The organism is Hydrogenophaga sp. UC242_50, assembly GCF_042697355.1.
Taxonomy (GTDB): Bacteria; Pseudomonadota; Gammaproteobacteria; order Burkholderiales; family Burkholderiaceae_C; genus Hydrogenophaga.
Genome location: NZ_CP170553.1, coordinates 1,872,587 through 1,885,393, shown reverse-complemented (window position 1 = coordinate 1,885,393; position 12,807 = coordinate 1,872,587). Strand labels below are relative to the sequence as shown.

Here is a 12,807-nt window from a genome sequence, read left to right as displayed (position 1 = left end):
TCGCGGGCGCGACAGGCAGCCTCAGGCCTTGACGGCGGTCATGAGGATCCAGCCATCCTCTTCGTCGCTGACCTGCAACGCCACCCACGGCGCATAGGCTTCGATCAGCTCATCGGCCTGGCGCGCCAGAATGCCCGCGAGCACCAGCTGGCCGCCCGGGCGCACGTGCGAACACAGCAACGGTGCGAGCACCTTCAAGGGCGTGGCCAGGATGTTGGCCAGCACCAGATCGTGTTCACCCCGCGCCAGATCGGGCAAGCCGGCCGACAGCACCGCGTGGTTGGCCTCGGCATTGAGTCGGGTGGACTCCACCGCCGCGGGATCAATGTCCACCGCGATGATCTCGCGCGCACCGAACTTGGCCGCACCGATGGCCAGGATGCCCGAGCCACAACCGTAGTCCAGCACACGCGGCCCCACGGGGCCGTGTTGCGCGGTCCAGCGCAGGCACATGCGGGTCGTCGGGTGGGTGCCCGTGCCAAAGGCCAGACCGGGGTCGAGCCGGATGACCTGTTGCGCGGCGGCGGGTGGCTCGTGCCAGGTCGGCACGATCCAGAAGCTGGGCGTGATCTCGACCGGCTCGAATTGCGACTGCGTCAGCCGCACCCAATCCTGATCGGGCACCGGGCGCACGCCCTGCACCGCACAGCCCGCAAAAAAGTCCTGCACCGCCAGCAACTGCGCGGCGTCGCGGGCCGCGGCGTCGGTGGGGAACAGCGCCACCACGCGCGAGCGCTGCCAACCCTCCTTGGGCGGCGGCATGCCAGGCTCGCCGAACAGCGCCGATTCGGCGTCGGTCATCGCGTCGGCGTCTTCCACCGACACGCTGAGCGCGTCCAGCGCGACCAGGGCATCGCCCACGTCGTCCACCGCCGCCTCGGGCACCAGCAGCACCAGCTCAAAAAGAGACCCAGCCGGCGGCTGGGTCAGTTGGAAGGCTTCAGCGCTCACGTTGGGACAGCCACTCTTCCAGGTAGTGGATGTTGGTGCCGCCGGTCACGAAGTTCGCGTCCACCATCAGCTCGCGGTGCAGCGGGATGTTGGTGTTGATGCCTTCGATCACGGTCTCGGCCAGCGCCGTGCGCATGCGCGCCAGGGCCTGCTCCCGCGTGTCGCCGTGCACGATGATCTTGCCGATCATCGAGTCGTAGTTCGGCGGCACGAAGTAGTTGGTGTAGACGTGGGAGTCCACGCGAACACCCGGGCCACCCGGCGCGTGCCAGGTCGTGATGCGACCGGGCGACGGGGTGAACTTGTAGGCGTCTTCGGCGTTGATGCGGCACTCGATGGCATGCCCGCGCAGCTCGATCTGGCGCTGCGTGAACGGCAGCTTCTCGCCCGCGGCCACCGCGATCTGGGTGCGCACGATGTCCACGCCCGAAATCCACTCGGTCACCGGGTGCTCCACCTGCACGCGGGTGTTCATTTCGATGAAGTAGAACTCACCGTTCTCGAACAGGAACTCGAAGGTGCCGGCGCCCCGGTAACCGATCTTCTTGCAGGCCGCGGCGCAACGCTCGCCGATCTTCTCGATCAGGCGGCGCGGGATGCCGGGTGCAGGCGCTTCCTCGATCACCTTCTGGTGGCGGCGCTGCATGGAACAGTCGCGTTCGCCCAGGTACACCGCGTTGCGGTGCTGGTCGGCCAGGATCTGGATCTCGATGTGGCGCGGGTTCTGGAGAAATTTCTCCATGTAGACCTCGGGATTGCCGAAGGCCGCACCGGCTTCCGCCTTGGTGGTCTGCACCGCGTGCAGCAGGGCCGCTTCGGTGTGCACCACGCGCATGCCGCGCCCACCGCCGCCACCGGCGGCCTTGATGATCACCGGGTAGCCCACCGCCTTGGCGGTGCGCTTGATCACGACGGGGTCGTCGGGCAGCGCGCCTTCGGAACCCGGCACGCAGGGCACGCCCGCGCGGATCATGGCCTGCTTGGCCGACACCTTGTCGCCCATCGTGCGGATGGACTCCGGCGTGGGGCCGATGAAGGTGAAGCCGCTCTTCTCGACGCGCTCGGCGAAATCGGCGTTTTCCGACAGGAAACCGTAGCCGGGGTGGATGGCTTCGGCGTCGGTCACTTCAGCGGCCGAGATGATGGCCGGCATGTTGAGGTAACTCTGGGCGCTCGGCGCCGGGCCGATGCAGACCGCCTCGTCGGCCAGACGCACGTACTTGGCGTCGCGGTCGGCCTCGGAATACACCATCACCGCCTTGATGCCCATTTCCCGGCAGGCGCGCTGAATGCGCAGCGCGATCTCCCCCCGGTTGGCAATCAGGATTTTTTTGAACATGGGCTCGGGGCCTTCTTCTTTATTCGATCACGTACATGGGCTGTCCGTACTCCACCGCCTGGCCGTTCTCCACCAGGATCTGGGTCACGGTGCCGGACTTGTCGGCCTCGATCTCGTTGAGGATCTTCATCGCTTCCACGATGCAGATCGTCTCGCCTTCCTTGATGGTGTCACCGATCTCGACGAAGGGCTTCGCACCCGGGCTCGACGCACGGTAGAAGGTGCCCACCATGGGCGACTTCACGGTGTGCCCGGCCGGCGCGGCAGGGGCGGTGGCCACCGGAGCGGCGGGCGTCACGTCGACGGCCGGCACCAGGGGTGGAGACACCGGTGCGGGGGCCATGCTGTAGGTCACGGGCGCGGCGGCCACGACAGGCGCGCTCTTGACGATGCGCACCTTGCCTTCGGCCTCGGTGATTTCCAGCTCGGACACGTTCGACTCGGACACGAGGTCGATCAGTGTCTTCAGTTTTCTCAAATCCATGATTTCTCCAACGAAGTTCGGTCAAGTTGATCTAAAAGCACTCAATTTCAACGAAATGAGAGCTGACCAACCCGCCGGGGTGCCGCAGTGTACACGAATGGACCGGCTTCCCAACCTCGCCCGCTGGAGGGTTTTCAACCCGGGGCAAGGGATGACTCATTGAGTCATTTTTGTGAAAACGACGAATTTACCTCTTTTTCTCGTCGAGTTCGAGTGGGTTGACGAAAGGTCAACCCAACTCGGCCCACTGCGCCAGATCGGTCTCCGACACCTTGCCGAGCTTTCGGTGCAGCAGCGCCCCGTCGGCGCCGAACACCACGCTGAAGGGCAAGGCCCCGGTGGCGTTGCCCAGGCTGCGGCTGAGTTCCGTGCCCGCGAAGCCTGCCATGCCCACCGGGAAATTCAGCGGCAGCTTCTGCATGAAGCTGCGCACCGCGCTGGGCTGATCGACCGCCAGGCCCAGCACCTGCCAGCCCTTGGCGGCCTGCGCGGTGTGGAACTGGTTCAGCATCGGCAGCTCCTCCACGCACGGCGGGCACCAGGTGGCCCAGAAATTCACCAGCAAGGGCTTGCCACGGAAATCGCTCATGCGCACGGCTTCACCGTTCGGTCCGTCGAACGACCCGGCCCAGAACGCGGCCTCGGCCTCGCTCATCACCGGCTGGAGCTGAAGGCGCCGCGTTGGCCAGCAAGGCGCCGGCACCACCAGCGACCACCGCCACGCCGGCCATCCAGAGGGTTCTTCGTTGCAGGCTCATGCCGCCACCTCCCCGGCCAGCAGGCGGCGCAAGGCCGCCGCGTCACCGCGCGGCTTGCGCCCCTGGGCGTCGGGCTTGAGGGCGCCGCGCTGGTCGTCCAGGTCGTGCACCATCAGATGCACCAGCACCCACTGGCCCAGCGCCTCGCTTCGCACGCGCAGCGTCAACGCCTCCACGGGTTCGCCGCGCCAGCCGTTGACCGTGCCCGGGTGGTATTCGACGCGGTGATCGAGCAGCGTCCACTCAGGCGCCTTGGGGTCTTCGCAGAACAGCTGAAGATAGATATCACTGTGCCGGGTGGCCGTGCCGTGCCAGACGGCGCCGCCCAGGTGGGGGCGAAAGGCCTGCAGGCGGTCCATCCAGAGCAAGGCGAGTTCGCGCAGCGCGCGCAACTCGACGGCCTGGCTTTCCGGGCAGAACACGGCGATGTCCTCGCGCACCGCGGCATCCAGCATCGCGTTGTCGGGCAGGGGCGTGCGCGCCGGCAAGCCCAGCTGCTTGACCGCGCGGCGCTTGGCCGCGGCATATTCCAGGCCCTCCTCGACCACCAGTCGGGCGGCCACGGCGGCGATTTCGTGGGAAGTGTCGTCTCGGCTGGCATCCATGGAGGGGGATTGTGCCCGCTGGCGGCGGCGCCCACGGCGCGCACGGTCCATACCCGCAAACCCGGTGGGTGCGCCCCCTAGAATCCCGGGATGCACATTCATATTCTGGGCATCTGCGGCACCTTCATGGGCGGTCTCGCTGCCCTGGCCCGCGAAGCCGGCCACCGCGTGACCGGCTGCGACGCCGGCGTCTATCCCCCCATGAGCGACCAGCTGCGGGCGCTGGGCATCGACCTCATCGAAGGCTTTGGCGCCGACCAGCTGGCCCTCCAGCCCGACGTGTTCGTGGTCGGCAACGTGGTCAGCCGTGCCCGCACGGCGGATGGCACACCCAAGTTCCCGCTGATGGAAGCCATCATGGACAGCGGCGCGGCCTACACCAGCGGGCCCCAGTGGCTGGCCGAACACGTGCTGCAGGGCCGCCATGTGCTGGCCGTCGCCGGCACGCACGGCAAGACCACCACCACCGGCATGCTGACCTGGATCCTGGAGGCCAACGGCCTGCAGCCCGGCTTCCTGATTGGTGGCGTGCCGATGAACTTCGGTGTGTCGGCCCGCCTGGGCCAGGGCAAGACCTTCACCATCGAAGCCGACGAGTACGACACCGCCTTCTTCGACAAGCGCAGCAAGTTCGTGCACTACCGGCCCCGCACCGCGATCCTGAACAACCTCGAGTTCGACCACGCCGACATTTTTGACGACCTCGCGGCGATCGAACGCCAGTTCCACCACCTGATCCGCACCGTGCCGGGCAACGGCCGTGTGGTCGTCAACGGCCTGGAAGAAAGCCTCGAGCGCGTGCTGCACAAGGGCCTCTGGAGCGAATTGCGCAGCTTCGGTGCGGCGGTGAGTGATTTCACCGCCCAGGGCGAACCCCACGCCTTCGACGTGTTGCACCGCGGCCAACCAGTCGGCCGCGTGGAGTGGGCACTCACCGGCGTGCACAACCAGCTCAATGGCCTGGCGGCCATCGCGGCGGCCGAGCACGTGGGTGTGGCCCCGGCGGACGCCGCGCGCGCCTTGAGCAACTTCGAGAACGTGCGTCGTCGCATGGAAGTGCGGGGCATGGTGCCTCGCGCAGGCGGCGCGATCACGGTCTACGACGACTTCGCCCACCACCCCACCGCCATCCGCACCACGCTCGATGGCCTGCAACGCAAGCTGGGCCAGCCGCGCGGTCGCATCCTGGCGGTGTTCGAGCCGCGCAGCAACACCATGAAGCTGGGCACGATGAAGTCCCAACTGCCTTGGAGCCTGGAGGCGGCAGACCTGGCGTTCTGCCACTCGGGCGGGCTGGACTGGGACGCAGCCGAGGCCCTGGCACCCATGGGTGCGCGGGCGCAGATCGGCCGCAACATCGACGAACTGGTGGCCCAGGTAACGGCGGCCGCCCAGCCCGGCGACCACATCGTCTGCATGAGCAACGGCGGCTTCGGCGGTGTGCACGACCGCCTGCTCAAGGCCCTGGCCGCCTGACCCTCAGTACGTCAGCACGTGCTTCGGCACGTCGATCGACACCACCGGTTTTGGCCAGCGCCGCGCTCGCGGCGCGGGCAAAGGCCACCGCCCAGGGACGGTGCGCCGCATCCCGGAAATGGCCCTCCCCAGCGGCTTCGGCCACGCACAGGATCTTGTCGGCCGTCAGCACCTTGCCGGTCGGCCGGATCGGGTCACAGCCCAGGGTGGTGAACTGTTCGTCGAGCCAGGCGCGCGCATGGTCGTGCGGCATCGGCTGCACCTCCTCGAGATCGAACGGGTAAGAGGCGGTGCCGCCCCAGCTCACGGTGACTTGGCTGCGCATGTCGGGTTCTCCTGATCGGTGATTCGCCCCATTGTGGACCGCGCGCCGTGCGCGATCCACCCCGTGAAAGCCCGTGGCGGCATCAGCCCCGCGCGTGGCGGGCGGTCAGCACCGCCGCCGACAGGACCTCGAGCGCCTGCAGCGAATCGCCCCAGCCCAGGCAGGCGTCGGTGATGCTCTGCCCGTACTTGAGCGCGCCCACCTCGTCCTTGCCTGGAGTGAACTTCTGAGCGCCGGCTTCGATGTGGCTCTCGATCATCACGCCGAAGATGCTGCGCGAGCCGCCAACGATCTGGCCCGCGATGTCGCGCGCCACCTCGAGCTGCTTCTCGTGCTGCTTACTGCTGTTGGCGTGGCTGCAGTCGACCATCAGGCGCGGCGGCAGCTTGGCGGCCTCGAGTTCCTTCACCGAAGCGGCCACGCTGGCGGCGTCGTAGTTGGGCGCCTTGCCACCGCGCAGAATCACGTGGCAGTCCTTGTTGCCATTGGTCTGCACGATCGCCACCTGGCCGTTCTTGTGCACCGAGAGGAAATGGTGGCCGCGCGAGGCGGCCTGAATCGCGTCGGTGGCGATCTTGATGTTGCCGTCGGTGCCGTTCTTGAAGCCGATCGGGGCCGAGAGGCCCGAGGCCAGCTCGCGGTGCACCTGGCTTTCGGTGGTGCGCGCGCCGATGGCGCCCCAGGCGATCAGGTCGCCGATGTACTGCGGCGAGATCACGTCGAGGAACTCGCTGCCCGCAGGCAGGCCCAGGCGGTTGATCTCGATCAGCAGCTGGCGCGCGATGCGCAGGCCCTCGTCGATGCGGTAGCTCTCGTCCAGGTAGGGGTCGTTGATCAGGCCCTTCCAGCCCACCGTGGTGCGCGGCTTCTCGAAGTAGACCCGCATCACGATCTCCAGCGTGTCGGCGTACTTCTCGCGCAGCGGCTTGAGACGGCGCGCGTAGTCGACCGCGGCGGCCGGATCGTGGATGGAGCACGGGCCGATCACGACCAGCAGACGGTCGTCCTGCCCATGCAGGATGCGGTGAATGCGCTGGCGGGTCTGGCTGATGAGCGCTTCCACCGGCGTGCCGCCGATGGGGAAGAAGCGGATCAGGTGTTCAGGAGGGGGCAACACGGTGATGTCCTTGATGCGTTCGTCGTCGGTCTGGCTGGTTTTGTCGACAGGACGGGCATGCCAGGCGTCGCTGCTGGCGGGGGCGTTCTTGGCGGTCATCACGGGGCTCCTGAGTGGGGTTGAATCAAAAAACGGTTCGAAAGGGCGAAAAAAAACCGCCGGGCTTGGAGCTCCGGCGGTTGTATCGAGATTCGGTGATGCGCTTACAGCTTCGCCTCTCGTCCGCCGGGGACTGAGAACCAAAAATAAAAGGCAAAAAAGGCGAAGCGCGAAGACATGGGTTCGAAATGTAGCACAGGCAATTGAAAACGCCGAGTCAAGCGGTGCCGCCGACCGTCAGGCCATCGATGCGCAGCGTCGGCTGGCCCACGCCCACCGGCACGCTCTGGCCTTCCTTGCCGCAGGTGCCCACGCCGCTGTCGAGCTTCATGTCGTTGCCGATCATGCTGACGCGGGTCAGCGCGTCCGGGCCATTGCCCACCAGCGTGGCGCCCTTCACCGGGTACTGGATCTGGCCGTTCTCCACCCAGTAGGCCTGGCTGGCCGAGAACACGAACTTGCCGCTGGTGATGTCGACCTGGCCACCGCCGAAGTTGGTGGCGTACAGGCCCTTCTTGATGCTGGCCACGATTTCCTCGGGCGCCTTGTCGCCACCCAGCATGTAGGTGTTGGTCATGCGCGGCATGGGCACGTGGGCGTAGCTCTCGCGACGGCCATTGCCGGTGGGCTTTACGCCCATCAGGCGCGCGTTCATCGCGTCCTGGATGTAGCCGCGCAGAATGCCGTCCTCGATCAGCACATTGCGCTGCGAGGTGTGGCCTTCATCGTCCACGTTGAGCGAGCCCCGGCGGTCGGCGATGGTGCCATCGTCGAGCACGGTCACACCCTTGGCGGCCACGCGCTGGCCGATGCGGCCGGCGAAAGCGCTGGAGCCCTTGCGGTTGAAATCGCCTTCCAGCCCGTGGCCCACCGCCTCGTGCAGCAGGATGCCGGGCCAGCCCGAGCCCAGCACCACCACCATCTCGCCGGCCGGTGCAGGGCGTGCGTCGAGGTTGGTCAGCGCGTAGGACACGGCCTCGTCCACGTAGGACTGCACCATGGCATCGTCGAAATAGGCCAGGCCGAAACGGCCGCCGCCGCCGGACGAACCGGCTTCGCGCCGGCCCGACTGCTCGGCGATCACCGTCACCGACAGGCGGATCAGCGGGCGCACGTCGGCCGCCAAAGTGCCGTCGGCGCGCGCCACCAGCACCACGTCGTATTCGCTCGCCAGGCCGGCCATGACCTGCTTCACGCGCGGGTCCTTGGCCTTGGCCATGCGCTCCACTTTTTCCAGCAGCGCGACCTTGGCGGTGCTGTCGAGCGTGGCGATCGGGTCCAGGCCCGGGTAGAGCGAACGCGACTTGGGCACCTTCACCGCCGGCACGCGCACCTTGCGGCCCTGGCCCTGTGCCGAAATCGAGCGCACCGTGTGGGCGGCATCGATCAGCGAGTCCCAGGACAGGTCGTCGGAATAGGCGAACGCCGTCTTTTCACCGCTGACCGCACGCACGCCGACCCCCTGGTCGATGCTGAAGCTGCCGGTCTTGACGATGCCCTCTTCCAGGCTCCAGCCTTCGCTGCGCGTGGTCTGGAAATACAGGTCGGCGTCGTCCACGCCGTGCGACATGATCTCGCCGAGCGCGCGCTGCAGGTGCGTGGGGCTCAACCCGAACGGTTCGAGCAACAGGCTTTGGGCGGTGGCGAGACGGGCCAGGGTGGGTTCGCGTGAAATCATCGGCCCATTGTAAGAACCCTGGCGCCGCGCGCTGCCGTCAGGGTCTTGCCGTCAACCGCTCTAGGACTGCATCAGGCGCTTGGACTTGGCGATCGCCATCAGGATGCCCAGCCCCACGCCCAGCGTCACCATGGCCGTGCCGCCATAGCTCACGAAGGGCAACGGCACCCCCCACCACCGGCAGGATGCCGCTGACCATGCCCATGTTGACGAAGGCATAGACGAACACGTTGAGCGTGACCGCAGCCGCCACCAGCCGGGAAAACTGGGTCGGCGCCTCCACCGCGATCAGCAGACCGCGCACGATGAGGAAGATGAAGCCGGACATGAGGCCCAGCACACCCATGAGGCCGAATTCCTCGGAAAAGGCGGCGTAGATGAAGTCGGTGGTGCGCTCGGGGATGAACTCCAGGTGGGTCTGCGTGCCCTGCATAAAGCCCTTGCCCCAGATGCCGCCCGAACCGATGGCGATCATGCCCTGGATGATGTGGAAGCCCTTGCCCAGCGGGTCTTTCGAGGGGTCGAGCAGGGTGCACACGCGCTGGCGCTGATACTCGTGCAAGATCTGCCAGTCCACGCCCGGCGCGCACATCTGCGGCTCCATGGCGATCAGCGTCACCACACCGATCACGCCGATCAACACCGGTGGCAGGATCAGCTTCCAGCTCAGGCCGGCGAAGAAAATGACGGCCAGGCCGGAGGACATCACCAACAGCGAAGTCCCCAGGTCGGGCTGCTTGAGGATGAGCGCCACCGGAATGATGAGCAGGATGCCGGCCGCCACGAAATCCAGCGGCTTGAGCTGCCCTTCCCGGCGGTGGAACCACCAGGCCAGCATCAGCGGCATGGCGATCTTCATGAGTTCGCTGGGCTGGATGACGGTGACGCCGATGTCCAGCCAGCGCTGCGAACCCTTGCGCATGATGCCGAACAGCTCCACACCCAGCAGCAGCATCACGCCCAGGGTGTACAGCGGCACGGCCAGCGTCATCAGGCGGTGCGGCGGCACCTGAGACACGAGGAACATCAGCCCCACGGCCAGCAGCATGTTGCGGCTGTGGGCCGCGAAGCGGGTGCCGTGGTCAAAACCCACCGAATACATGGTGATCAGGCCGGCGCCGGCCATCAGCAGGATGGCGAACAGCAGCCAGCCGTCAAAGCCCTGGAAGATCGGGGCGATGCGCTGCAGCAGGGTGGGTTTGTCGAAGACGGCGGCCATGTTGGGCCCCGATTATCCTTCGGCCATGACATCCCCCACCACCCACCTGTTGTACCTGCATGGTTTTCGTTCGTCGCCGCAATCGATGAAGGCGCAGAAGGTCGCCGCGCGCATGCAGGCGCGGCACCCGGAGGTGGTCTGGTGGTGCCCTCAACTGCCGCCCTCCCCGCGCGAAGCCATGGACATGGTGGTGCGCGGCGTGCAGGACTGGCCGCGCGAGACCATGGGCGTGGTCGGCTCGTCGCTGGGCGGCTTCTACGCGCGCTGGCTGGCGCTGCAGACCGGTTGCCGCCGCACGGTGCTGCTCAACCCGGCCGTGTTTCCCGCGCGCGACCTGGTGAAATACATCGGCGAACAGACCGCCTGGCACGACCCGCAGGCGCGCTTCGTCGTCGACCCGGCCTTCATGGGGGAGCTTCAGCAACAGCAGGACGACATCGCCCGCCTGGCTCCTTTGCACCCGGCCTCGCCGGAGCGCCAGTTCGCCATCGTGGCCAAAGGCGACGAGGTGCTGGACTGGCGCGAAATGCAGGCCTTCTGCGCAGGGGGAACGACCCGCCTGCTGGAAGGCAGCGACCACGCCATCAGCGACTTCGACGACCACATCGACGACCTGTTCCATTTCCTGGACCTGTAACGGCCCCATGGGACAATCGCGCCCATGCACATCCTGTTTGATGAAGCCGGCAAGCTGTTGACCGGCCGCCTCCTGTCCGAGGCCGAAAGTTCCCTGCAAGTCGAGCTCGAATCCGGCAAACGCGTCAAGGTCAAGTCGGCCAATGCCCTGCTGCGCTTCGAAAAACCCGCCCCCAGCCAGCTGATGCCGGCGGCCACCGCCCTGGCGGAGACCATGGAGCTGGAGCTGGCCTACGAATTCGCGCCCGAAGACGAGTTCGGTTTCGCGGACCTCGCCCACGAGTATTTCAGCGACAAGGCGGGCATCACCGAACAGGTGGCCGCGCTCCTGTGCCTGCAAGGCGCGCCGCACTACTTCCGCCGCGCCGGCAAGGGCCGCTACAAGAAGGCGCCGGCCGACATCCTCGCGCAGGCCCTGGCCGCGATCGAGAAGAAGAAACAGGTGCAGGCACAGATCGAGGCCTGGGCGGCCGAGCTCGCCAGCGGCAGTTGCCCGGCGCCGGTGCGCCAGCAGCTCTACAAGCTGCTGTTCCGGCCGGACAAGAACGCGCCCGAGTACAAGGCCGTGGTGGAAGCCGCGCGCACCAGCCACACCGCGCCGCTCACCCTGCTGCAGAACGCGGGTGCCATCAGCAGCGCCTACCAGTTCCACTGGCAGCGCTTCCTGTTCGACCAGTTCCCCAAGGGCACGGGCTTCCCCCCGCTGCAGGCCCCGGTCATCGCCGACGAGCTGCCCCTGGCGCCGGTGCAGGCCTTCTCCATCGACGATTCGCAGACCACCGAGATCGACGACGCGCTCTCGCTGCAAGGCCTGGGCAGCGGCAGCGTCACGCTGGGCATCCACATCGCGGCGCCCGGCCTGGCCGTGGCGCCGGAAGGCCCCATCGACCAGGTGGCGCGCACGCGCCTGTCCACCGTCTACATGCCGGGCCACAAGCTCACCATGCTGCCCGACGAGGTGGTGCAGGCCTACACGCTCATGGCCGGGCGCGATTGCCCCGCCGTGTCCCTGTACGTCAGCTTCGACGAAGCCACCCTGGCCGTCACCGGCAGCCGCACCGCGCTGGAGCGCGTGCCGATCGCCCTCAACCTGCGGCACGACCAGCTCGACACGGTGATCACCGAAGCCTGGCTCGCGGGCGAGGCGCCGGCGACCGATGTCCCCGCCGAGATCGCGGCCCTGCAACCCTCGCTGGGTTTCCTGTTCCGCCTGGCCCTGCACCTCAAGGCGCAACGCGAGGTGGTGCGCGGCAAACCCGAGAACTTCACCCGCCCGGACTACACCTTCCGCCTCGAAGGCGTGAGCGGCGACGAACCGCAGGGCGACGAGCGCGTGGTCATCGGCACCCGCAAACGCGGCGCCCCGCTGGACCTGATGGTGGCCGAGGCCATGATCCTGGCCAACAGCACCTGGGGCAACTGGCTGGCCGACTGCGGCGTGCCCGGCATCTACCGCAGCCAGGCCAGCCTGCAGCCCGGCGTCAAGGTGCGCATGGGCACCAAGGCGCAGCCGCACGCGGGCATCGGCGTCAAGAGCTACGCCTGGAGCACCTCGCCCCTGCGCCGCTACGTGGACCTGGTCAACCAGTGGCAGATCATTGCCTGCGCGCGCCACGGCAAGACCGCCGCGCTGGCCGCGCCGTTCAAGCCCAAGGACGCCAACCTGTTCTCCATCATCAGCGCCTTCGACGCCGCCTACACCGCGTACAACGGCTTCCAGAACGGCATGGAGCGCTACTGGACGCTGCAGTACCTCCGGCAGGAAGGCATCACCGAGCTCACCGCCACCCTGATCAAGGACAACCTGGTGCGCGCCGACACCCTGCCCCTGGTGCTGCCGGTGCTGGGCGCCGACGGCCTGCCGCGCGGCGCGCACGTGCGCGTGAAGCTGGGTGAGATCGACGACATCACGCTCGACATCCACGGCACCGTCACCGAGCGGCTGGACCTGCCGGTGGACGACGTGGGCGAGACCGCGGGCGACGACGCCGAGGAAGAGGAGGCACTGGCCGCGCCGCTGGCCCTGGCGATCGACGTCAACGAAACCGAGGGCGAAAGCGCCGCCCAGCCCCCCCAAACGCCCGGCCCGGCAGGGGATTGAGGCCCAGGCGACACCCAGC

Annotated in this window: 11 protein-coding genes and 1 pseudogene; 3 read left to right on the top strand and 9 right to left on the bottom strand. The window is 67.4% G+C overall.

From position 1 onward, the window contains the following. Window positions 1-21: 21 nt before the first annotated feature. From prmA to ACFJGX_RS09660, 5 genes are all read right to left on the bottom strand, one after another. Window positions 22-951 (bottom strand): 50S ribosomal protein L11 methyltransferase, encoded by a 930-nt coding sequence (prmA, locus tag ACFJGX_RS09680; protein WP_382321700.1) that lies wholly within the window; start codon window positions 949-951, stop codon window positions 22-24. Then, a complete protein-coding gene (gene accC / locus ACFJGX_RS09675; RefSeq protein ID WP_291119323.1) occupies window positions 941-2,290 on the bottom strand; it encodes an acetyl-CoA carboxylase biotin carboxylase subunit in 1,350 nt (449 codons plus the stop codon). Before accC ends, prmA begins: the two co-directional genes overlap by 11 nt. A gap of 19 nt (window positions 2,291-2,309) precedes the next feature. Beyond that, window positions 2,310-2,774, bottom strand: coding sequence for an acetyl-CoA carboxylase biotin carboxyl carrier protein (gene accB, locus ACFJGX_RS09670; RefSeq protein ID WP_382328283.1), 465 nt, complete (start codon window positions 2,772-2,774; stop codon window positions 2,310-2,312). 229 nt (window positions 2,775-3,003) lie between these two features. Then, window positions 3,004-3,429 carry a TlpA family protein disulfide reductase gene (locus ACFJGX_RS09665; protein ID WP_382321702.1) on the bottom strand — a complete coding sequence of 142 codons (426 nt, stop codon included), beginning with the start codon at window positions 3,427-3,429 and terminating at the stop codon, window positions 3,004-3,006. Window positions 3,430-3,528: 99 nt separating this feature from the next. Further along, complete coding sequence (locus tag ACFJGX_RS09660; RefSeq protein WP_382321705.1) at window positions 3,529-4,137, bottom strand: hypothetical protein; 609 nt, start codon at window positions 4,135-4,137, stop codon at window positions 3,529-3,531. A 90-nt stretch (window positions 4,138-4,227) separates the two neighbouring features. Here ACFJGX_RS09660 and mpl point away from each other — a divergent pair, with 90 nt between their 5' ends. Then, window positions 4,228-5,613, top strand: a complete 1,386-nt coding sequence (mpl, locus tag ACFJGX_RS09655) for a UDP-N-acetylmuramate:L-alanyl-gamma-D-glutamyl-meso-diaminopimelate ligase (protein WP_382321707.1) — start codon at window positions 4,228-4,230, stop codon at window positions 5,611-5,613. Here the strand turns inward: mpl and ACFJGX_RS09650 are convergent. From ACFJGX_RS09650 to rodA, 4 genes and pseudogenes are all read right to left on the bottom strand, one after another. Then, entirely contained in the window at window positions 5,594-5,938 is a 345-nt protein-coding gene (locus ACFJGX_RS09650; RefSeq protein WP_382328281.1) for a hypothetical protein, read from the bottom strand. The genes mpl and ACFJGX_RS09650 overlap by 20 nt on opposite strands. An 82-nt stretch (window positions 5,939-6,020) precedes the next feature. Next, complete coding sequence (locus ACFJGX_RS09645; protein WP_382321710.1) at window positions 6,021-7,154, bottom strand: 3-deoxy-7-phosphoheptulonate synthase; 1,134 nt, start codon at window positions 7,152-7,154, stop codon at window positions 6,021-6,023. A 217-nt stretch (window positions 7,155-7,371) separates the two neighbouring features. Further along, on the bottom strand, window positions 7,372-8,832 hold the full coding sequence (tldD, locus tag ACFJGX_RS09640) for a metalloprotease TldD (RefSeq protein WP_291119303.1): 1,461 nt from the start codon (window positions 8,830-8,832) through the stop codon (window positions 7,372-7,374). 60 nt (window positions 8,833-8,892) lie between these two features. Continuing rightward, window positions 8,893-10,051, bottom strand: a pseudogene (gene rodA, locus ACFJGX_RS09635) (rod shape-determining protein RodA). A 25-nt stretch (window positions 10,052-10,076) separates the two neighbouring features. On the opposite strand from rodA, the gene ACFJGX_RS09630 reads away from it, so the two are divergent. Both ACFJGX_RS09630 and ACFJGX_RS09625 read left to right on the top strand, forming a co-directional pair. After that, complete coding sequence (locus ACFJGX_RS09630) at window positions 10,077-10,688, top strand: YqiA/YcfP family alpha/beta fold hydrolase (RefSeq protein ID WP_382321714.1); 612 nt, start codon at window positions 10,077-10,079, stop codon at window positions 10,686-10,688. 24 nt (window positions 10,689-10,712) lie between these two features. After that, window positions 10,713-12,788: a ribonuclease catalytic domain-containing protein gene (locus tag ACFJGX_RS09625; protein WP_382328279.1), complete on the top strand. Its 2,076-nt coding sequence runs from the start codon at window positions 10,713-10,715 to the stop codon at window positions 12,786-12,788. Window positions 12,789-12,807 lie beyond the last annotated feature (19 nt).

Coding starts and splice junctions, on each gene's coding strand:
- accC (WP_291119323.1), bottom strand. CDS start 2,290: ATGTTCAAAAAAATCCTGATTGCCAACCGGGGGGAGATCGCGCTGCGC.
- accB (WP_382328283.1), bottom strand. CDS start 2,774: ATGGATTTGAGAAAACTGAAGACACTGATCGACCTCGTGTCCGAGTCG.
- ACFJGX_RS09665 (WP_382321702.1), bottom strand. CDS start 3,429: ATGAGCGAGGCCGAGGCCGCGTTCTGGGCCGGGTCGTTCGACGGACCG.
- ACFJGX_RS09660 (WP_382321705.1), bottom strand. CDS start 4,137: ATGGATGCCAGCCGAGACGACACTTCCCACGAAATCGCCGCCGTGGCC.
- mpl (WP_382321707.1), top strand. CDS start 4,228: ATGCACATTCATATTCTGGGCATCTGCGGCACCTTCATGGGCGGTCTC.
- ACFJGX_RS09650 (WP_382328281.1), bottom strand. CDS start 5,938: ATGCGCAGCCAAGTCACCGTGAGCTGGGGCGGCACCGCCTCTTACCCG.
- ACFJGX_RS09645 (WP_382321710.1), bottom strand. CDS start 7,154: ATGACCGCCAAGAACGCCCCCGCCAGCAGCGACGCCTGGCATGCCCGT.
- tldD (WP_291119303.1), bottom strand. CDS start 8,832: ATGATTTCACGCGAACCCACCCTGGCCCGTCTCGCCACCGCCCAAAGC.
- ACFJGX_RS09630 (WP_382321714.1), top strand. CDS start 10,077: ATGACATCCCCCACCACCCACCTGTTGTACCTGCATGGTTTTCGTTCG.
- ACFJGX_RS09625 (WP_382328279.1), top strand. CDS start 10,713: ATGCACATCCTGTTTGATGAAGCCGGCAAGCTGTTGACCGGCCGCCTC.